The 21,932-nt window shown below is 39.6% G+C and carries 21 protein-coding genes; 16 read left to right on the forward strand and 5 right to left on the reverse strand.

Translation table 11 applies throughout. From position 1 onward, the window contains the following. The first annotated feature begins 152 nt into the window (after positions 1–152). Together L1S31_RS07915 and L1S31_RS07920 are read left to right on the forward strand one after the other, a co-directional pair. Complete coding sequence (locus L1S31_RS07915) at positions 153–2,642, forward strand: PIG-L family deacetylase (RefSeq protein WP_236464186.1); 2,490 nt, start codon at positions 153–155, stop codon at positions 2,640–2,642. Positions 2,643–2,751: 109 nt separating this feature from the next. Beyond that, positions 2,752–4,479, forward strand: coding sequence for a sodium:solute symporter family protein (locus tag L1S31_RS07920; RefSeq protein WP_236464187.1), 1,728 nt, complete (start codon positions 2,752–2,754; stop codon positions 4,477–4,479). A gap of 55 nt (positions 4,480–4,534) precedes the next feature. Here L1S31_RS07920 and L1S31_RS07925 read toward each other — a convergent pair whose 3' ends face one another. Next, complete coding sequence (locus L1S31_RS07925; protein ID WP_236464188.1) at positions 4,535–5,386, reverse strand: DUF2911 domain-containing protein; 852 nt, start codon at positions 5,384–5,386, stop codon at positions 4,535–4,537. A gap of 138 nt (positions 5,387–5,524) precedes the next feature. Between L1S31_RS07925 and L1S31_RS07930 the strand changes: the two genes are divergently transcribed. The 3 genes from L1S31_RS07930 to L1S31_RS07940 are packed head-to-tail and all read left to right on the forward strand — an operon-like array spanning position 5,525 to position 7,622. Next, entirely contained in the window at positions 5,525–5,992 is a 468-nt protein-coding gene (locus L1S31_RS07930) for an SRPBCC family protein (RefSeq protein ID WP_236464189.1), read from the forward strand. A 3-nt stretch (positions 5,993–5,995) separates the two neighbouring features. Then, a complete protein-coding gene (locus tag L1S31_RS07935; protein WP_236464190.1) occupies positions 5,996–7,282 on the forward strand; it encodes a cryptochrome/photolyase family protein in 1,287 nt (428 codons plus the stop codon). A 58-nt stretch (positions 7,283–7,340) separates the two neighbouring features. Continuing rightward, on the forward strand, positions 7,341–7,622 hold the full coding sequence (locus tag L1S31_RS07940) for a hypothetical protein (RefSeq protein ID WP_236464191.1): 282 nt from the start codon (positions 7,341–7,343) through the stop codon (positions 7,620–7,622). A 48-nt stretch (positions 7,623–7,670) separates the two neighbouring features. Here the strand turns inward: L1S31_RS07940 and L1S31_RS07945 are convergent, their stop codons facing one another. Genes L1S31_RS07945 through L1S31_RS07955 form a run of 3 tightly spaced genes read right to left on the reverse strand, consistent with a single transcriptional unit; the run spans position 7,671 to position 9,551 of the window. Next, complete coding sequence (locus L1S31_RS07945) at positions 7,671–8,327, reverse strand: HAD family hydrolase (protein WP_236464192.1); 657 nt, start codon at positions 8,325–8,327, stop codon at positions 7,671–7,673. A gap of 2 nt (positions 8,328–8,329) precedes the next feature. Further along, positions 8,330–8,830, reverse strand: a complete 501-nt coding sequence (locus L1S31_RS07950) for a DUF1648 domain-containing protein (protein WP_236464193.1) — start codon at positions 8,828–8,830, stop codon at positions 8,330–8,332. Position 8,831: 1 nt separating this feature from the next. Beyond that, positions 8,832–9,551, reverse strand: a complete 720-nt coding sequence (locus tag L1S31_RS07955; RefSeq protein WP_236464194.1) for a tRNA threonylcarbamoyladenosine dehydratase — start codon at positions 9,549–9,551, stop codon at positions 8,832–8,834. Positions 9,552–9,675: 124 nt separating this feature from the next. On the opposite strand from L1S31_RS07955, the gene L1S31_RS07960 reads away from it, so the two are divergent. From L1S31_RS07960 to L1S31_RS07980, 5 genes are all read left to right on the forward strand, one after another. Beyond that, on the forward strand, positions 9,676–10,113 hold the full coding sequence (locus tag L1S31_RS07960; RefSeq protein WP_236464195.1) for a hypothetical protein: 438 nt from the start codon (positions 9,676–9,678) through the stop codon (positions 10,111–10,113). Positions 10,114–10,234: 121 nt separating this feature from the next. Further along, positions 10,235–12,004 (forward strand): hypothetical protein, encoded by a 1,770-nt coding sequence (locus tag L1S31_RS07965; protein WP_236464196.1) that lies wholly within the window; start codon positions 10,235–10,237, stop codon positions 12,002–12,004. Positions 12,005–12,107: 103 nt separating this feature from the next. Further along, on the forward strand, positions 12,108–12,989 hold the full coding sequence (locus L1S31_RS07970) for an alpha/beta fold hydrolase (protein ID WP_236464197.1): 882 nt from the start codon (positions 12,108–12,110) through the stop codon (positions 12,987–12,989). 98 nt (positions 12,990–13,087) lie between these two features. After that, positions 13,088–13,855, forward strand: a complete 768-nt coding sequence (locus L1S31_RS07975; RefSeq protein WP_236464198.1) for a sterol desaturase family protein — start codon at positions 13,088–13,090, stop codon at positions 13,853–13,855. A gap of 60 nt (positions 13,856–13,915) precedes the next feature. Continuing rightward, complete coding sequence (locus tag L1S31_RS07980) at positions 13,916–14,623, forward strand: hypothetical protein (RefSeq protein WP_236464199.1); 708 nt, start codon at positions 13,916–13,918, stop codon at positions 14,621–14,623. Between the two features lie 17 nt (positions 14,624–14,640). Here L1S31_RS07980 and L1S31_RS07985 read toward each other — a convergent pair whose 3' ends face one another. After that, entirely contained in the window at positions 14,641–15,369 is a 729-nt protein-coding gene (locus L1S31_RS07985) for a hypothetical protein (protein ID WP_236464200.1), read from the reverse strand. 208 nt (positions 15,370–15,577) lie between these two features. On the opposite strand from L1S31_RS07985, the gene L1S31_RS07990 reads away from it, so the two are divergent. The 6 genes from L1S31_RS07990 to L1S31_RS08015 all read left to right on the forward strand — a co-directional run bounded on the left by L1S31_RS07990 (position 15,578) and on the right by L1S31_RS08015 (position 21,932). Beyond that, complete coding sequence (locus tag L1S31_RS07990; protein WP_236464201.1) at positions 15,578–16,081, forward strand: GNAT family N-acetyltransferase; 504 nt, start codon at positions 15,578–15,580, stop codon at positions 16,079–16,081. A gap of 80 nt (positions 16,082–16,161) precedes the next feature. Next, positions 16,162–16,713: a hypothetical protein gene (locus L1S31_RS07995; RefSeq protein WP_236464202.1), complete on the forward strand. Its 552-nt coding sequence runs from the start codon at positions 16,162–16,164 to the stop codon at positions 16,711–16,713. A 71-nt stretch (positions 16,714–16,784) separates the two neighbouring features. Continuing rightward, a complete protein-coding gene (locus L1S31_RS08000) occupies positions 16,785–17,522 on the forward strand; it encodes a hypothetical protein (protein WP_236464203.1) in 738 nt (245 codons plus the stop codon). Between the two features lie 207 nt (positions 17,523–17,729). Continuing rightward, positions 17,730–18,902 (forward strand): sensor histidine kinase, encoded by a 1,173-nt coding sequence (locus L1S31_RS08005; protein WP_236464204.1) that lies wholly within the window; start codon positions 17,730–17,732, stop codon positions 18,900–18,902. Between the two features lie 91 nt (positions 18,903–18,993). After that, entirely contained in the window at positions 18,994–20,328 is a 1,335-nt protein-coding gene (locus tag L1S31_RS08010) for a gliding motility protein GldB-related protein (protein ID WP_236464205.1), read from the forward strand. A gap of 146 nt (positions 20,329–20,474) precedes the next feature. After that, positions 20,475–21,932: a T9SS type A sorting domain-containing protein gene (locus L1S31_RS08015; RefSeq protein WP_236464206.1), complete on the forward strand. Its 1,458-nt coding sequence runs from the start codon at positions 20,475–20,477 to the stop codon at positions 21,930–21,932.

The following is a 21,932-nucleotide window of genomic DNA, read 5'->3' on the forward strand; positions in this document are numbered from 1 at the left end:
TTCATGTTTTTCAAAGTTAATAAAAGTAAAAAAGCCCTTTGTCCCCCAACAAGGGGCTTTTTTTTGCCCAAACATTATTTGTTAAAGAAATTGAAAAATCAAAAACCACAATTCAAATAATAGTATATTTGGTGAACCGCATAATCCATCCCATGAAGCGACTTCTACTTATTTCACTAGTACTCCTAAGCATAAAAGGACTGGCGCAACAACCAGTCAAACCAAATGCTGTAGAGATTTACAACCAAATAAAAAAACTGAATTTCCTTGGTTCAGTGCTCTATATTGCAGCACATCCTGATGACGAAAATACACGGCTGATAGCTTATTTATCAAATGATGTCAAGGCCAGAACTGGCTATTTATCTTTAACGCGTGGAGATGGAGGGCAAAACCTGATAGGTTCTGATTTGCGGGAATTATTAGGTGTAATCAGGACACAGGAACTTATCGAAGCCCGAAAAATAGACGGAGGCGAACAGTTCTTTTCGCGTGCCAACGATTTTGGTTTTTCCAAAAACCCTGATGAAACGTTGCAGATTTGGGACAAAGACCAAGTTTTAAGCGATGTGGTTTGGGCAATTCGTAAATTCCGCCCTGATGTAATCATCAACCGTTTTGATCATCGCTCTCCGGGAACAACACATGGCCATCATACATCTTCAGCCATGCTGAGTGTTGAAGCATTTGACAAAGTCAACGATGAAAATGTGTTCCCGAATCAGTTGCAGTATACCACAACCTGGAAGCCAAAACGATTGTTTTTCAACACTACCTGGTGGTTTTATGGCAGCAGGGAAAAATTTGATGCCGCAGATAAAACCAATTTAAGCAAACTTCAAATTGGGACATATTACCAGTCTTTGGGCAAATCCAATCAGGAGATTGCAGCGTTAAGCCGCAGCCGTCACCAGTCACAAGGCTTTGGATCAACTGGTACCCGTGGCGAGGAAGACGAATATTTGGAATTCCTGAAAGGTGATGCGCCAAAGGACAAAAGCAATATTTTCGAAGGTATTGACACTTCCTGGAATCGCGTAAAAGGTGGAAAAGTTATTGGTGATATCCTGGCGAACGTTGAAAAGAATTTCGACTTTAAAAATCCATCGGTTTCTATTCCTGAATTGGTAAAAGCTTATGATTTAATCCAGAAACTGGATGATGAGCATTGGAAAAACATAAAATCGGAAGAAATCAAAAAAATCATTGCAGGCTGTGCCGGATTATACCTTGAAGCTTCGGCAGATGCGCAGGAAGCAACTCCCGGAAGCATTGTAAAAGTCAAGCTTGAAGCCATCAACAGAAGCAATGCAAAGATGAATTGGAACGCAATCAATACGGTTCCAAATTCGATGAACATCCAATCGGTAACACCATTGGAAAACAACAAACCCATTTCAAAAACAATAGATTTAGAACTTCCGGATAATGAGGAATATACCAATGCCTATTGGCTAAACCAAAAAGGAAGCGTTGGCATGTATGCGGTTAGTGACCAGCAAAATATTGGAAAACCTGACGTACAACGTCAGGTGAAAGTTACTTATATCATAGAAATAAACGGCATCGCTATCCCATTTGAAAGAAATGTGATCTACAAATACAACGACGATGTAAAAGGCGAAGTATACCAGCCATTGGATATTGTTCCTGCTGTAACTTCATCATTTACAGAAAAGGTCTACATCTTCAACAACGACAGGGATAAAGTAATTGCCGTAAAGGTAAAGGCCGGAAAAGACAATTGCAAAGGCAGCGTAAAATTGGATCTGCCTCAGGGCTGGGAAGTTTCACCTGCTGATATTCCGTTTACAATTGACAAAAAAGGTCAGGAAGTATTGGCTGTTTTTACCGTTTCACCATCAAAGGAAGTAAGTGAAATTGACATTAAAAGCATTGTAACCATCAATGGGAAAAACTACGACCAAAACAAAATTGACATCAATTATCCGCACATTTACAAACAAATGGTACTAAAACCCGCCGAAGCCAAAGCCATTCGCCTCAAAATCAAAACCAAGGACGAAAAAATTGCTTACATCATGGGCGCTGGCGATGAAGTTCCGAAAAGTTTGGCCCAAATGGGATACGAAGTGGAAACCATAAAACCCGAAGAAATTTCACTTGAAAGGCTGCAAAACTTTGATGTCGTAATGACCGGGATTCGTGCCTACAATACCGTAAATACTTTGGCATTCAAACAAAGGATATTATTGGATTTTGTCAAAAATGGTAAAACTATGATTGTGCAATACAACACTACCGACGATTTGGTTACCAAAGACATAGCGCCATTTCCGTTAAAGATATCACGCGACAGGGTTACCGAAGAAAATGCTGAAGTCCGGTTTTTAGCACCAAATCATCCTGTTTTAAATTATCCTAATAAAATCACAACCGAAGATTTCAAAGGCTGGAAACAGGAACAGGGATTATATTATCCAAACGAATGGGATGCTGCCTTCACTCCTATCCTTTCGGCAAATGACAAAGGGGAAACACCAAAGAATGGTGCGCTGCTCATTGCCAAATACGGTAAAGGAAATTATGTCTACACCGGTTTGAGTTTCTTTAGGGAATTACCCGAAGGTGTTTCTGGAGCTTTTAGGTTATTGGCAAACATTATAGCAATTGGAAAATAACATGGAAAAGAAAACGAACACTTGGAAAAACAGTTATACCTGGGTTTTGGTCATCAACGCCATTTACATTATTATTTTCTTCACACTAATGCAAATATTCTTTTAAGCCATGCAACAACTCGACTGGATTGTTTTATCGGTAACACTATTATTCATCGTTTTTTATGGAGTTCATAAAACGCGCGGAAGCAAGAATGTAGAAGAATACATTCTGGGCAGTAAGGAAACACCCTGGTGGACTGTCGGCCTTTCGGTGATGGCAACTCAGGCAAGCGCAATTACGTTCCTTTCCACTCCGGGACAGGCTTATCACGACGGAATGGGATTCGTGCAGTTCTATTTTGGTTTGCCTATAGCAATGGTGGTCATTTCAATGACCTTTATCCCTATCTATCATAAGTTGAAGGTTTTTACTGCCTACGAATACCTCGAGCAGCGGTTTGATTTAAAAACGCGTTCGCTTACAGCAATCCTATTCCTCATCCAACGTGGATTGGGAACTGGATTAACCATATATGCTCCGGCTATTATCCTTTCTTCCATTTTGGGTTGGAACCTGACCATGCTGAATATCATTATTGGAATTTTGGTAATCATTTACACCTTTGCCGGTGGAACAAAAGCCGTAAATGTTACCCAAAAACAGCAGATGTTCATCATCATGCTGGGAATGGTTACGACTTTCTTTTTAATCCTTCATTTGCTGCCTAATGACATGACGTTCTCCAACGCCATGCATATTGCCGGTGCCAATGACAAAATGAATATTCTTGATTTTTCATTTGACCCTGAAAACCGATATACGTTTTGGAGTGGAATTACCGGAGGTTTCTTTTTGATGCTTTCCTATTTCGGAACCGACCAGTCCCAGGTTGGGCGATATCTATCTGGAAAATCAGACCGTGAAAGCCAAATGGGATTAATCATGAACGGTTTCCTCAAAGTGCCAATGCAGTTCTTTATCCTGTTGACTGGTGTAATGGTTTTTGTATTTTTCCAGTTCAATCCTGTGCCGCTGCATTTCAATCCGGTGAACAAGGTTGCGATTGAAAAATCAAAATACGCCGCCGAATACCATTCGCTTGAAAAACAATTGGCGCAATTATCGGAAGAAAAGAAAGAGTTCAACCTGATCTACATCGATCACTTAAATCAGGGTTATGACAATAAGACTGTGAGGCATAAACTCATATCCCTTTCCGGAAAAGAAAGGGATTTACATGATGAGGCAAAGGTAATCATCAGTAAAGTAGATGAGAAAGCTGAGACCAATGACAAGGATTATGTGTTTATTTATTTCATCCTTCACTATCTTCCTTCGGGATTGATCGGGCTTTTACTGGCAGTAATCCTCTCAGCAGCTATGTCGTCTTCAGCATCGGGATTAACCGCTTTAGCATCAACCACAGCCATTGATATCTACAAACGGAATATTAGGGGAATCAAATCGGAAAAACATTTTGTAAACGCTACCAAAGCCTTTACCTTAATTTGGGGATTGATTGCCATTGGTTTTGCCTGTGTCGGGACTTTATTTGAAAACCTGATTCAGTTGGTAAACATTGTGGGGTCTATATTTTACGGAACCGTTTTAGGGGTTTTCCTTGTTGGTTTCTATATCAAATACGTAAAAGCCAATGCAATTTTCTACAGTGCTGTACTTAGTCAGATTACCATCTTTTTCATCTACTATTACACCATTCACATTTATCCGACCGGACAGGAAAAATTAGGCTATCTGTGGTTGAATTTCATTGGGGCTTCACTAACTGTTTTCCTGTCAATACTCTTTCAGTCCATTTTGAGGGATAAGCAACCCGATGAAATAACCGCATAAAAAAACCACGAAATCTCAAGAGAAATCGTGGTTAATCAATTGTGGGAAATTGAAATTATTTTTTAGTCCATTCCTTGATGCTGTCGTTATTCATCTTAACATAATCAGCATTCTTTGCTTTTTCAGCTCCTTCCAAAGACAATTTAGCTGTAGCAATTGCTCCTGCCTTATCGCCTAATTTAGCCTGGATTAAAGACTTTTGACGTAAATGCCAAAATGGAACATTCTCTGGCTTATTCATCGAAACTGCTTTATTGACATACTCTAAAGCCTTGTTCATATCGCCGTTTGAATTGTAATAATATTGTGCTGCCGAAAAGTAATCGTTTGCTGTTGGCCCGGCCAAAGTCTTTTCAATGCTCGCCATTGCAGCTTTTGCTGTTGGAACGCTGAACTTAACCGAAACCATTGTCTTTTCCCATGAAATGTCAAGCGTAGCACTGTCATTTGTAAGGTTTCCAATTCCGATAGTGAAAGTCTCAACATTGTTATTCAAAGCAATTGGATCAACATTGGTAGAAACCACTACATTGTTTACATTCCAATTTTCAGGTGTTCCCCAGTTATCCGTTGTTGAATAGAATATTACTTCCCACATGTCAGCCTTAGGCTCCGTGAACAAAGCATATGATCCTTTTTTAAGAGTGCTGCCATTGATTACTACATCCTCACTGAAAGTCACTGTAGTATTTGCATTGGCTCCGGTTCTCCATAGTTTTCCAAAAGGAACTAAGTCGCCAAAAATAGTTCTTCCTTTTGCACTAGGCCTTGAATAATCTACCGTTACATCTGTCAATCCGACAACCTGGGTTAATGTTGAATGCGGACTTGGCGCTGGTGTTTTAACCTGTGCGTTAAGGACATAACTCGCAACCATAGAGGTTAAAATAAAAATAATTTTTTTCATAAAGAGGTTTTTTAGAAGTTGCCCAAATTTACAAATAGTAGGGTTTGGTGTATGTTAAGAATAACTTAAAGTATATTTATGTTTAACGTTTGAATAAAATAACTAAACAAATATTGTAACTTTACGCAAACGCCATTCATGAAGATTTACACCTTGCATACAATCCAAAAATTACCAATCAGCCTTGAAGCTGCCTGGAATTTTTTCTCAAACCCAAAAAATCTCGAAATCATTACTCCCGACGACATGGCATTTAAAACCATTTCAGGTGATGACAGGGATATCTTTCCTGGGCAGATATTACAGTATACGGTAAGTCCGCTTCTTGGAATAAAAATGAAATGGGTTACCGAGATTACCCACGTTGTTGCCAAAAGTTATTTTGTGGACGAACAGCGTTTTGGGCCTTATGCACTTTGGCACCACAAACATTTCTTTAAGGAAATTCCAGGTGGCGTTGAAATGGAAGACATTGTTGATTATGCTTTGCCAATGGGGATTTTTGGCAGGATGGCACATCCGTTTCTGGTGAAACCAAAACTGGATGAAATATTTGAGTACCGAAGAGAAAAACTAATCGAACTTTTTGGAGAATTTAAAGGATAAAAAATGAATGTATTTTGGTTTCGACGCGATTTGCGCCTGGATGATAATGTTGGCTTGTTTCACGCCTTGAACAGTAGTGAAGAAGTTGTGCCGATTTTTATATTTGACGAAGCCATTCTTTCACAATTACCAGCCGACGATGCGCGTGTGACTTTTATCCAGCAACAATTGGAGCTAATACAAAACCAGCTTAAGGCAATTGGAAAATCACTGGCTGTCTTTCACGGAAAACCTTTGGAGGTATTTGCCAGATTGATAAAGGAAAACCAAATTCAAACCGTTTTTACCAATCACGATTATGAACCTTATGCACGCAAACGCGATTTGGAAATCTATCATTTGCTCAAGGAAAATAATGTCGAATTCAAGACCAGCAAAGACCAGGTTGTCTTTGAAAAAAGCGAAGTGATTAAGGACGATGGAACGCCGTATGTTGTCTTTACTCCTTATTACAATAAATGGAAAGATAACTTTAGTAAAACAGCTTTAAAATATTATAATTCAGAATATTACCTTTCCAACATAAAAAAACACAATTATCCTTTTTTAAGTTTAAAGGACATTGGTTTTAAAACCTCGTCTATAAAGGTTCCTGCCTATGACATTTCAGATTTCTTAATTGATAATTACGAAGCAACACGCAATTTTCCTGCTTTGGATAAAACCTCGCATATTGGAATTTACCTGCGCTTTGGAACGGTTTCGATACGAAAGGTTGTTGCCAAAGCTTTGGAAAGCAAAAACGAAACCTTCCTTAAGGAATTAATCTGGCGCGAGTTCTTTATGCAGATTCTTTGGCACTTTCCACAAACCGTTAATTCCAGTTTTCGTCCAAAATACGATAACATTGTCTGGAGCAACAACGAAGATTTATTCCGCAAATGGTGTGAAGGCAAAACGGGTTATCCTTTTGTGGATGCCGGAATGCGCGAACTCAATGCAACCGGGCATATGCACAACCGCGTGCGGATGATTGTGGCAAGTTTTCTCTGCAAGCATTTGTTAATCGACTGGCGCTGGGGCGAAACCTATTTTGCAACAAAGCTGTTGGATTATGAGCAATCGAGCAATGTAGGCAATTGGCAATGGGCTGCCGGAAGTGGCGTTGATGCTGCGCCTTACTTTAGGATTTTCAACCCAATGGAACAAATCAAAAAATTTGATAAAGAATTAAGCTATGTCAAAAAATGGATCCCGGAATTTGGCACACCATCCTACCCTGAACCAATTGTAGACCACAAGGAAGCACGTGAAAAATGCCTGATATCCTATAAAAAAGCCTTGGAATAATGTAAAATCTAAAGTGCCCTTTTCAGGTAACTTTACCTCAACTTAAAAACGATATATCATGAAATCGAAGATTCACGAATACCAAAAAAACAATTTTACAATTATGAGTAAAAAAATCATTTTATGCTTTGGATTAGCTTCATTCCTAATGTTTGCATCCTGCGACAAGAAAACAGAAAAGACGGTCGAAACCACTGAAACTACCACAGTAGTCCAAGACACTGTAGTTAAGGAAGTTCCGGCAGAAGAACCAAAAGAGGAAGATGGGACTTCGGTAAAAATAAACAACAATGGTGTTGACGTTAACAGCAAAGATGTTGATGTGGAAATCAAAAAATAAACGCCGTTTCAATTGAAAAAGAAAGCCAGTTTTATACTGGCTTTTTTTTTATTTAATGTTCCTGATTTTTGAATAATCCAATTCCGCAAAATTAGTAATCACCCTATCTGCAAGCGAATAATCCTGATTTTTCGAATGAAAACTGTCATAAGCAATGCAAAAGATTCCCGCTGCATAGGCTGCTTTGACTCCGTTCGTGCTGTCTTCAATCACAACACAATTTTCAACAGGCGTATTCGATAACATCGCTGCATGCTGAAATATTGCAGGATGTGGTTTCGATTTAGGAAAGTCTTCTCCTGAAACAATATGTGTAAAATATTGATGCAATCCAAAACGGTTGAAAATCCTGTTGATGGTGACTTTTGCCGAAGACGAAGCCAATACCAACTGCATTCCGTTGTTGTATAAATCCTTAATCAAATCCTCAACGCCTTCCAGCAAATACAAATCCTCCTTGCTGTCGAAAGCATCATTGAAAAGATTACGCTTGGTTTCCACCAAACGCTGAACCTCATCTTCAAGTTTGAACTGCTCTTTAAGGCGTTCAAAAATATTCCTGGTTGAATTGCCCGTAAAACTGCTGTACAGCTCTGGAGTCACTTCAATCCCCAACTGGTTGAAATGTTGAAAATAAGCGTATTTGTGCACAGGTTCGGTGTCTACAATTACACCATCCATATCAAAAATTACTGTTTGTATCATTTTTATGCGTTTTTAGAGGGTATAATCAGGTAACAGAAAACAGGTCCCATTACCAAGGCAGTCACAAGCAATAGAAACCATTTACCCAATACATCGGGAAAGCCCATAGCTAACTGTATGGTTTCAAATGCAATTAGGAAAAACACAATCACTATCGCCATTTTCAACATGCGGAACATACTAATCACTATCAAATACTGCTTTTTTGCATTGGCTTCAGTAATTGTAACCAGGTAATTCATTTTGTGTGGATATCTTACAACAGTTAGCCCCAAATACATGAGGGTACCAACAATCGGTAAAAAGATAATCGACCATTTACTTCCGTAACCATCAATGTCTCCATTGGTGCGAAAGTGAGTCGGAATAATATCCGGCAATTGTTCGAAATGCGACAGCGTATACACCCAAAAAGCAATTAACAGCAACACACCTGCGAATTCCATTATTTTACCGGCAAGGGTAATTGGAGTTTCGATTATAGGATTGCTGTTTTCGGGCATTTTATTTTTCGTTTTTCAATAAGTGCCTGATTACGGTTTCGGCAGCATACAACCCAAAAAGACAGGGCATATAACTGTTGGTTCCATAAAAGGATCTTTTATAATTGGTGCCATCCGTCATTTTCAAACTGCAGGCATCCTGTATTTCTGAAGAGTAAACTACTTTGAGTTTATCAATCTTAACCTTTTTCAAACGTTTTCTGATGGTCTTCGCCAAATGGCAGTTCACCGTATTTTTGATATTGGCAACCTTAACCTTCGAAGCTTCCATCTTCCCTCCTGCGCCCATGCTCGAAATAACCTTTACCCGTTTTCTTTTGCAGGCAATGATTAAATTGAGCTTTGGTGTAACGCTGTCAATGCAGTCAAGCACATAATCAAAATCGGTAGTCACAATTTCCAAAGAGCGTTCCGGTGAAAGGAATTCCTCTACCCTTGTCAGGTTCAGTTCCGGATTGATGTCCATTAAACGGTCACCCACCACATGTACCTTAGGCATCCCAACAGTTGAATGAAGCGCTGGAAGCTGCCTGTTGATATTGGTAATATCTACAACATCTCCGTCAACAATTGTCATGTTTCCCACTCCGGCACGAGCCAGGAATTCGGCTGCAAACGAACCCACACCACCAAGGCCGACAACCATTACGTTGGAGTTCCTTAAATTGTTTAATCCTTCCGTTTTAAATAAAAGCTCCGCTCTTTCCTGCCACTTTGCCATTTTGAAATATCATTTTAGAAGTGGCAAAAATAAGCAATTCATTGCGATGTTTTATGTTAAAAATATTTTCTATCTTTACGTGAATACCGATTTGATACACTGAATCTTAGCTTCCAAAACTACTATGAAAAAAATACTGTTGCTTTTTCTTTTAGCCGCTTCAACTGCAATTGCACAAAAACTTAAAGTCACGGGCATACAACCGCTTGGCCCCTATAAATTTTCCGCCACGCTCGCCCTACAGAATGAATCCAACCAAATCATCAATTACCTCAGTACCTACTGCTCGGTAACCGGCTTTTATGTAACCGACAATCCCAATGTAAAAGTGGTTCCAAAGCCCTGCGATAAAAACATTCCCATCACGGCAAGCCTTCCAAAACATTATACAAAAAACACCGAGCTCGAGCTGCAAACACTTAAGGACGTAAAGAAAGTCCAATTCAGGATTGGCTTTAAGTTTACCGAAATACCCAAAAACACCACGCTTTTTGAACTCGACACTACACAGGTTAAAAGCGTAATCATTTGGTCGAATACGATTGAACTGAAAAACCGCTAATTGCCGGATTCCCTTAAATGACGCCTAGGGGAAATACCCTAATGCACCTATAGAAAACCCTAATTGATTTGAATTATTATAGTACAACTTTACACTATCAATAATTCAAAATCATCTTATCATGGATAATGTTTTAGAAACCGCGCTTGAAACCTTTATCGGTTTTATAGAAAATGGAATGTTTATAGCACCGCCAGACAACACAACGCTAAACCATTTCACCCCAAATATTGCGCAATTGCAAAACCAACGCGATCAATACGGAATTATCGAACAGGTCCAGGCGGATGGTGTTACGCTCGATGGTGGCGATTCAGCCCATAAGACCGGCGTGCTGGCATTTTGCAATAGCATTCCCGACATTTTAGTCCTGAATAACTTTGAACAGGATGGAATCATGGTTCGCCATCCCAATTTTGTACCTGCAAATAATTGGAAAAACTGTTCAAGGGATCAATTGATTGCCTATATAAGTGGATGTTGGAGAGCAGGGAAATTTGATATTGCCAACAGGCTTTATGAAAAACATCAGCAGCGAATACCTCCATTCACTTGTCAGAATACTGAAAATGACCATCCCGGCACTGCAAAAAATCCGCCTATTGGAGATTTACTGATGCCGCATGATATAATGTTCTTCAAGATATGCACTGGCGATAATGATGCCTACAAGGATTTGATGGGTCAACTATCATTGCAGATTGCTATTGAGGTTACCCCTAATGACATCTCACACGAATATACCCAGCTTTTGTTGCAGGCGATTGTATGCGGAAGGCTCAATCATTTTGTTACCATCCATCCTGAATACAAAAGCAATCTTAGATATTACTGGGGTGGCTGGAGAAATCAGATTCAAATAGCTGAAGCCTTAATCGAGGTGATTGATATTGAAATGAAAAGATACGATAACTTAATCCCAATTCCTTTGCCATTTCGGTTTCCGGCTAATCTAATCAATGAAATATTAAAATTAAAATTACCTGATGATCTAATCAATTTTGATCCAGCCAACAGGATTGAGCTTGCCCAAAGATTCATAAATGCCTTCCTGTTGGATATTCAGATTGAACTGATGAAACAGTTTGAGTTGAACAAGGCCATTGTACAATTCGCATTAAATGCTTTAAACGATGTCATGACCTGGGCACAGATAGGTTTAGGCTTAGCGGAACAGATAGTGGAACAGGGAATCGAATTTGCAGTAAATGTCCTTTTTGGCGGCCTCATCAATAAGAATCAGAACCTGGAGGAATTATATCAAAAATTCGCCGACCAGATTGTAGAAAGGCTTACCGCAAATATGAGGGATATTGTCAATAAGGCTTTTTATCAAAATAATATGACGCTGTTGGTAAACAATGCCCAGTCAATGGAAAATGAATATCGTGCCTATCAAAAAGTCAAATCCACTCATTTATTGGATGATTTGGAGGAAAAAACATTTGCCATCATTCAATCTGCCAAATCAATGGAGATACCCGCCATTGGCATTTACTGCACACAGGTCTGTATTCAAATTGCCATCTTTAGGATTAGGGCACAAACCAATAAAAGGTACCACGATTTAATTGCCGAAACTATGATCGTTGCCGAAAACCATATTAAAGGCTTACGCGATAAGGCTATTCAGAAAATCAATGACTCCTTTGAGTTAGAAAGCAGGACACAATACGTTAAAGGTGAAATCGATGTTTCCTGGGTTAGCATTTACTATGACAAGGTTTACGTCAATTCGGTCATCACCTATTCTGAAAGATTCCCAGATAATGAAAAAGACCTCTATGCTATCTTAAATAAATATAAAGCAGAAAAAATAGCGCAATGGGAAGCACCTATTTACACACCCGCAATAAAAATCATTGAGAATCTAAAATTATCCCTTGCATAACAATCGTTCATACTTGATTGGAAAAGTGCCTTGTTTTTAACAGGGCATTTTTTTATAAAGTAATTTGCTAAATTTACATTACTAACCATCTAACAACCAAACCATGAAAATCAATTTTCTTTATACTTTGACAGTAGCAATGCTTGCCGTATTAAGCACTTCGGCACAGGACCTGAAAACCATCCAGGAAGACTATTTCAACCAGATGAAAGCCACAACTTATGGCAATGACCCGAAGGTTGGGAAATATGTAGACATTCGCGGATTTAAGATGTACTATGAAACCTATGGTTCGGGTGAACCTTTGCTACTGATCCATGGTAACGGAGGCAGCATCAACAATTTTGTAAAACAGATTCCGGTCTTCGCCAAAAGCTATAAGGTTATTATTGCCGACAGTCGTGCACAGGGCAAGTCCATTGATACTAAAGATTCGCTTTCGTATGAGATGATTGCCGATGATTATTCGGAACTATTAAACAAGATTGGCGTTCCGTCTGCCAATGTCATTGGCTGGAGCGATGGTGGCATAGAAGGCTTGCTGCTGGCAATACGCCATCCTGAAAAGGTAAAGAAACTGATGGTTACGGGTGCCAACCTCGAGCCTGATACCTCTGCAGTGGAAAACGATGTCCACGATTGGGCTGAGGGCATATTTGCAAAATTAAGGGATATCAAAGACAAGGACGCTGAACAAAAACATCAATACAAATTATTCAGCCTGTTGGTAACACAGCCCCACATCCCTATTGCCGACCTTAAAAAAATACAATGCCCGACCCTGGTGGTTGGGGGCGACCACGACATCCTTAAACCGGGTCACACGTTAACCATCTTTCAGAACATAGCCAATGCCTACCTTTGGATACTGCCCAACTCCGGCCACAGCACCTTGGTGGTATACTCCGAGGAATTCAATAAAAAAGCAGATGACTTTTTTAAGACACCTTACAGGAAGATTGCCATGGAAGGTAGGTTTTTTTGATGGGATGTTTTAGAATTAAGTAGTATATTAGACTCGTATATAGTAAGTTATCGGTAATTTAAAATACCGTTGTATAATAACGCTAAATTAAAAACAAGATGCTAGAAAAATTATCCAATCTTCCGAATCCGTTTCAAATTATCAGTGACCCGGTATCTATAATTGTTATCGCTATATTCCTTTGCCTATTAATTGCAGAAGAAACGTTTCCTGCCCGGGTTTTACCTAAAATCCCTTATTGGAAAATTAAAGGTATTTGTGCTTTCGTTATCTATTTCTTCCTTTCATCCTATCTTCCACTGATATGGAATGATTATTTGGCAGATTATCAAATTGTCAACCTGTCCATATTAGGAGATTATTGGGGTGCTTTAGTTGCCTTATTGGTATATGAATTAGGCGTTTACGTTTGGCATCGTGCCATGCATAATAATAATCTGTTGTGGAGGGTTTTCCATCAAATGCATCACAGTGCCGAACGGGTTGATACGTATGGCACTTTCTTTTTCAGCCCAATGGATATGATAGGCTTTACTTTTCTAACAAGCCTCGCTATGGTATGGATTGGCTTTACGCCACAAGCAACTATTTATGCATTATATGGTGCCACTTTTTTAGCCGTAATCCAACATACCAATATCAAAACACCACTATGGATGGGTTATATATTCCAACGTCCTGAATCACATTCCGTACACCACGAAAAAGGGGTTCATGCGCATAATTATTCCGATCTCCCAATATTTGATATCCTATTCGGAACATTCCACAACCCTAAAGAGTTTGCCAAAGAAACTGGGTTTTACACTGGTGCGTCCTTCAAAATAGGTAAAATGATGCTGTTTAAAGATATTAATAAGGAATAAAAACCGCTGCCACTCCGCAAAGTCTTCAGGCTTTGAGTCAACAAAGAAATAATTAAAAAAATGAACAGACACCAACTCGCCTGTATTCTAGTTATCGTTTTACTGCTTTCCTGCCAGCATAAGGAATCTAGTGATTCAAATGAAGGAAAAGACAGCCTGCAGAAAGGCTTAAAAAAGGGGGAAATCACAACAGGTATTTTTGAATTTGTCGAATATGAAGATGGCGGTGATGATAACTTATTGTATGCAAAGAAAGGAAACACAGATTATGATTTCCTGGCCGGAAATGTTGATTGTGGGGATATATTACGGGGTGATACCTGTGAAATCCAATGGAAAAGAGACACCGTTCGTTTGGCTGGAGATGATGATTATCCACAGCTCAAAAACGTGTTGGTCTCTATCAAAAAAATACAAAACGGAAATCTTTCAAAATTTATAAAAGCGTATAACAGGGATTTAAAATACCATTGGGGAGATGATCAGGACGCCTATTCTGAAGACTTCTTCAACAAACTCTATACTGTCGCGCAGTATTATATCGCAAATTCAAATAACCAATCCATTAAGGCACGTGTAAAAAACAAGGAAGAAATCGAGTATTCCATCGAAGAACAAACCAGGGATAACCGGGTTTATGAAGTTTTGGGTATTGGCTATACTTTTGAAAACCATTTTACCCTTATGCAGTGGGTTTATTTTGACGTGGAAAACCACAAAATCTACGAATACGACTTGCCTAACGACAAGCTCGTCAAATTTGACTAAAAAGCGCTGGCGCGGATTTATAATCCGTGCTTTTCCACAACCACAACCCTCACGCTCTTACTCCCATCCTCCAGCTGTTGATACCCCGCTTTTTCATAAACATAAAACTGTGTTTCCAGCAAGGTGAATAATATTGCTGAATTATCAGGTTGCAAAGGCAAATCAATTACAACCACATCCATCAAATCAGCTTTGTTTTTAATAATCCAGTCGGTGCTTGTCAAGGCATTAGCGTTTGCATCAAAATCAAAAGCCAGCCGGTGCAGCCTAAACCCAACAACATTGACTCCTTTGGGAAAATTGATACTCTTGGAATTTAACTGTATAGAATCCTCGTGAAGCGTATGCTCTATGAACGTTTGAACATCAGGGTTAAATTCATAACCTGTCATTTGCTTCCTGCCATCTTCGCTAGCGAGTGCCTTCTCCAATTGCCTTTCTCCCCTTTCGTTGATGGTATCACAGTTCAGGACTTCACGCATCTTTTTGGTTAGCGCATTGGCAACTGCCCAGTTATTTTCTTTTGGTAAAATGCCGGTCAAGGCTAATCGAAAGTATTTGCATTGTTTAGAAAGCCTGCCAAATTCATTGGCTGTCTGCCTACAGTTTTCATACTTTGGGGATTGCTTAAGGGTTTCGCTGGTAAAACCGCTGATGGTTCGTACAATCATCATATCATTACAAGGGTAAAAAAGTAAATCCCCTTCGCGTGCCTTAAACAATTTATCGGTAATGATCTTTCCCATAAAGTTACTCTTTTTAAAAGATTTATGTTCAGGTTTTGTTCGGGTCTTGTTCGGGGTTGTGCTACTATAAACCCGCCTTTTTCCGAACAACTATAGGGCAACGCCCAAACAAAATCCCTGCCAGTATTTTACTGCTATCGTAAACCAACCATCAAAATGCAATAATTATGTATCTTTGCCTGCGTTAATAAAAGGCCTTATTCTTATCATGAATCACAACTTCAGAAAAGCAATTAATTCCGAAATCCCGGCCATTTGGGAAATCCTACAACAGGCTATTGAAAGAAGAAGGCAGGATGGCAGCAACCAATGGCAGAATGGTTATCCTAATCCTGAAACGGTGCAAAACGATATCGCCAAAGGCAACGGCTTTGTGTTGACTGTTGACGGAACACTTGCCGCCTATGCTGCGGTACTCATCAATGACGAACCTGCCTATTTAGACATTAATGGAAAATGGCTTACCAACGGCGATTTTATCGTCGTACACCGTGTTGCCATACACGAAAGTTATTTAGGCCAGGGATTGGTGCAGAAAATGTTTGGCTATTTTGAGGATTATGCACTCGAAAATAACATCCACAGCGTTAAGGTAGATACCAATTTTGACAACATCCCAATGCTTCGCATCATGGAAAAACTGGGTTACACCTATTGCGGTGAAGTCCATTTTAACGGAAGCCCGAGAAAAGCATTCGAAAAGGTTTTATAGGCTGATGCATGAATTGCCGTTTACTTTTAAACCAATTTAGTATCTTAGTGGTTTAAAAAAATAAATTGCCATTTTTCATCATGCCGCCAATAAAAATCCTCAAACCTGTTTTACTGCTTATCCTTTTCCTGAGTCTAGGAAATGCCTATGCCAACAAAAACCGTATTGAACGACCACAGACGTATAAGTTCACCCTTGACAATAAGGAAGTGGTTACGTTTAAAGCTTCTGATCCTTTAATAGCTTCCTACTGCGACGAAATTGCCAGCGGACAGATTAAAATCATTGAAGCGGAGCTGACCTACAAAACTGGTGAAATCATTACGGCACGATATAATGGGAACGATTGGCTTTCCATCAACATTGCCTATAACGGGGAATATGCAACAGTACCCAAAATGGTCCTAAAAAAAATAACCACCATACGTTTTAATACGCTCAACATTTTGTGGGGTCAGGATGATAAAAAAGCTTTTGAGGCTTCTTCGTTCTTTATTCAATTTGAAATGGGTTTTGTGCCGGTTTATCAAAAGCTTCCAAAAGTGGACATCAGTTTCAAGAAACACATCTTTTCCGAAGCCGGTGTTTGGACAGAGCAATCTAATGGCTCGATTAAATGGTCATTGCTTTGACATTTGGAAATCGTAATAAGCTTATTAAAAGAAAACCAACCATAAACAATACATTACAAACTACATAAACAATGGGAATATTTGACAAACTTTTTGGAAAGAAGACCGAAAACAAACCACAGGAAGAAAAGAAAGACCTCTTTATGGAAGCCTTATACCAGGAAGATGACGAAGCAACAGACGAAGTTTTTACTGTAGCTGCCGACAAGGACATTGTCATTGCGGATACTATAGGCTATGAAATCGTCCGCCCGCTAACCGATGCTCAAAGGGAAGCTGTTTATAATTCTACCATTTACATCAGCAATGGGCAGTTGTACATGCATTATTATACAGACGGATTAAAAGAAGACCGGGACAATCCTGAGTGGCAGAATAAAGTGCTGTTCTTCTGGACTGCCGAAGAAGAGTTTCCTAAAAAATCACTTCCTGCCGCATTTGAAACCTATAAACACAAACACTTTATCTTTAGCGGTGATACTGAGGGAATACAACTGCAGGTTGGGAAAGCCATTCCGTGGTTTGGCATGCCTGGAGAAGGCAAAAAACACGCCTGCCTGATTGATGGCAAGATGGTATCCATCCCCGAACTGAACAAAATGGGATTGGTTGATTATATAGAAATGGTGGAACTTACAGATAGCAACCTCAACATATTGACCAATCAGGAAGAGTATTACCTGTTGGTTGACGAAAGGATTACACCTTATGAAGACGGTAATTTTTACCTAAACGGCAGATCGGTTCCAATTGATGTTGCGTACAGCGTGGGTGGAATCCATATCATCAAAATGACAACTCTGGAGTAATGAAAACCAACAGGGAATGGCACGAAAAGCACCGGATGCCCAAAAATGTGACATTCGACCAAAGGGTGCAATGGCACCTCGAGCATCAGAAACACTGCCATTGCCGTCCTATTCCTAAAAAGCTTGCGGAAGAGATGACGAAGAAAGGAATTAAGTTTTAAAGCGCTTTTGACATATCGAAGAATTAAAGACTTACCTTTGATTGGAATGAATCAAAAAACCCGTGTCCCCGACCCAAAGGCTATTCAAAACGAACTTGAGAACAGCCATGCCGAATTACTTATCGCCAATAAGGAACTTGCGTTCCAGAATGAGGAAAAGGAAAAACGCGCTGCCGAATTACTTATCGCCAATGAAGAACTTGCGTTCCAGAACCAGGAGAAGGAAAAACGTGCTGCTGAACTGGTTATTGCCAATAAGGAATTGGTTTTTCAAAATACCGAAAAGGAAAAACGCGCTGCAGAGTTAATCATAGCTAACAAGGAACTTATTTTTCAAAATGCGGAAAAGGAAAAGCGTGCTGCCGAACTGGTAATCGCCAATAAGGAACTGGCTTTTCAGAATACAGAAAAAGAGAAACGCGCAGCCGAATTGGTCATAGCCAATATGGAACTGGCTTTTCAGAATGTAGAAAAGGAAAAGCGTGCTGCCGAGTTAATGATTGCCAACAAGGAACTGGAATCCTTTACCTTTATTTCCAGCCATGACCTGCAGGAACCCTTAAGAAAGATACAGGCATTTTCAAGTCGCATCCTTGCCGAAGAACACAGCAACCTTTCCGTAAAGGGAAAATACTATTTTGAGCGTACACAGAATTCTGCACTCCACATGCAGAACTTAATAAATGACCTGCTTGCCTATTCGCGTACCACGGTAACCGAAAGAAAATTTGAAAAATGCAGTTTGAATAAGATTATTAGGGAAGCGATGGCAGCCCTGAAGGAAGAAATGCAGCACAAAGGTGCGAACATTGAAATGGGAGAATTACACGAAGCCTGCATCATTCCGTTTCAGTTTCGACAGCTGATACAAAATCTTATTGCCAATTCCCTTAAATTCTCAAGGACTGAAGCACCGCCCCACATTACAATAAAAAGTGATTACATCAAGTATGATGCATCAAACCCAGACCGGTTTCCAATGCAGGCAGATTATTACCATATCAGCGTTGCAGACAATGGCATTGGTTTCAGTCCTGAATACAAAGACAGGATATTTGAAATCTTTCAGCGGCTACATCTTAAGGAAACTTATGATGGTACGGGAATTGGGCTAACCATTGTCAAGAAAATCGTAGAAAACCACAACGGAATCATTACTGCTACTGGTGAACCAGGCAAAGGATGCACCTTTGACATTTACATTCCTGAGCAGCAGTAGCAAAACATTCAGATGATGATAATGCCACAATTAAGAGCAACTTGTCAAAAGGAAATAAATTATACCTTTACAGCAATCAAAATCATCAATCATGAAACAATCAATCTTATCTACATTGCTATTACTTGTGACAGTAGTATCATTTGGGCAAACCCAAAAAATCGAATTCGGTAAAGAATATCCTGTAAGCATTACTAAAGAATTAAATTCTGAATATAGTTTCCAACTTCAAAAAGGCGGACTCTATGCTGTTTCAGTGCTTCAGCAGGGAATCGATGTTAAGTTGGTTTTCTCTGACGGAGACAACAAACAAATCCTTGAAAAGGATTCTCCCAATGGTTCCAACGGCTATGAGCAGTTTGAGTTTACCCCAACAGCAACGAGTTTGTATCACTTGAATATCATTCGGCTTGACGAAGAAGGAAATGCTGAAAAAGGCAAGGTTACGGTTTTGATAACCAAAATCTCAAAGGTAGAAATCCAAAGAAGGGAAAAAATCAAAAAGGAGCTCGCTCCTGAAAACGGCAAAATAGTCCAGACCTTAGACATTGATCATTTCTGGCAGGCGTTTGATAACTTAAAGCAATGCAAAACCAGGAATGACAGCATCCATAATTTCCAGACCGTATATCTGGACAGAGCCACCGATGGTTTAAAGGATTTTATTATTGCAAGGCAGTTTACCGCTGAGAAGTTTGTAGACGCCGTTGCCCATTTTCCTAAGTTTTATAAATCGGTGAGGAAAAATACTTATGAGGTTAAGAATGCTGTGCCTCTGGTAGAGGAAATTGTTTCAAAGTTCCAGCAAATCTATCCCAACTTCACACCGCATAAGGTTTGTTTCGCGATTGGAATTGTCAATACAGGCGGAACAGTTTCCGATAAATTCCTGTTGATTGGTACAGAGGTTTCGACTTCAACAAAAAACACCGACCTATCCGAATTTAAGAATAGTGCCTTTGGCAAACAATTGGCCAGTGGCGATGACGTTATCCAGAAAATAAAGAACATTGTGGCCCACGAATATGTGCATACCCAGCAAAACACACCTTTCGACAAAAATGCCATTAGCTGCGGATTGCTGTACAGTGCCATGCAGGAAGGTTTCTGCGATTTTATAGGCGAACTCACATCTGGCAGCCAGATTAATTTGGTTGGATTGGAATATGGTGACAAGAATGAAAAACAGGTTTGGAAAGACTTCAAGAGCGAACTTTGCAACAGCAGCAACAAAAACTGGCTGTACAATTATTCATCAGTAAAGGACAAGCCGGCTGATTTGGGTTATTATGTGGGCTATAAAATAGCGCAGGAATATTATAAAAATGCTCCGGATAAAAAACAGGCTGTTATTGATATCATTGAAATGAACGACCCAATAAAATTCCTGCAGCTTAGCAGGTACGATCAAAAACCTAAGAATTAAGCAATCCTGTAAAAAGCATTTATTAAAAAACTAACTGAGGTTCAGCTGTTTATTCAATAAAATATAGTATTTTTATTCTGTCAAAAATCATTTCTAACAAAACAATAACCGATAGAGCCTTGCTTTATTGGTGACAGGCTATTTTTATGCGAAAAATTATTTTCCAAATCCTGATGCTCGGCTATGCTTTGAGCATCAATGCGCAACTAGCGGACGGTTCTACAGCACCCGATTTTACAGTTACAGACCTTAACGGGAATTCCCATACGCTCTCCACCTATCTCAATGCGGGCAAAAGGGTCATTATCGATTTTTCGGATATCATGTGTGGGCCTTGTTATAAGTACAAACAAACTGAGGCAATGGCCGATTTCTACAACGCTTACGGTCCTAAAGGATCTAATGAGGTAATGGTTTTGTTTATTGAAGACGGACCTAATAATTCGTGGGTTTTGAACGGATTAAACGGCATTTACAATCCTCCGACCTTTGGCAACTGGATTGCAGGCAGTCCTTATCCTATGGCAATTTCAGAGGCTGTACCTATTGCTTTCAGCCTAAATTATTATCCCTATATCGCTTTGGTCTGTTCTAATGGCTTAACCTATAATATTGGGCAACCGTCTGCCAACAATCTAAAGTTTTGGACAGGACATCATTGTGGCGCACTTACCGGTGTTCAAAACCACGTTAAGGTTTTGGATACCGAAACCGGTTTTTGCAGCAATCCGGGAAGTTTTAAGACCAGGGTTAGAAATTATGGGACGAATCTTGTGACCAACATGGTACTCAAACTAAAGAAAAATGGAACCGTAATCAGTACAAAAACCTTTACGGGAGCTCTGGCTCAATTTGCAACCCAGGAAATATTCTTTGATCCTATAACCCTCGACCCGACTGCGCAATATACCGTCGCTGTTACCAGCGTAAATGGTGTGGCAAACAAAGAGGCAAGTTTTTCAACTGCCAATGCTACATTCCATTTGGCGCAACAAACTGGTGTTGCCATAGAAATTAAGGTTCATACTTACAGTTATCCTGATGCGATGTCCTGGAACATAAAAAACAGTGCAGGAACAGTAGTTGCAACTGGCGGTCCTTATCCATCAGGTAGCACTTATGCAAACACGGTTTTAACCCAAACCGCTACATTGCCCAATACTCCTGATTGTTACACTGTAGAATTATTGGCTCCAAATGGTTATGGCTGGAGGAATTTCCATGCCTATGCTGATGATAATCCGGTAGCGGCTGGACTTGAAGTTGTATCCAACGGCACCACTGCTTTTAGTAAATTGTATGTTGGGAACTTTGGCTATTCGATAAAATATGAAAACGTTTTTAAAGTGGGGACTTTAGGAATTGAAGAACCAATAGTGGAAACCTTTTCAATCCATCCAAATCCCACAACAGGGTTAATCCGCATTAAAACCTTAGAAAGTTTCGATTTGAGCGTTTATGACCTGACGGGCAAGTTGATTATGCATTCTGAAAACATGCCTGCTGACAGTGAGGTTAATTTGGGGACTTTACAAAAGGGAATTTATATTGCCAAAATTGTAGCAGGAGATAAATCCTATCAGAAAAAGATAGTGCTGCAATAA

Source organism: Flavobacterium wongokense, from assembly GCF_021608265.1.
Lineage (GTDB): Bacteria > Bacteroidota > Bacteroidia > Flavobacteriales > Flavobacteriaceae > Flavobacterium > Flavobacterium wongokense.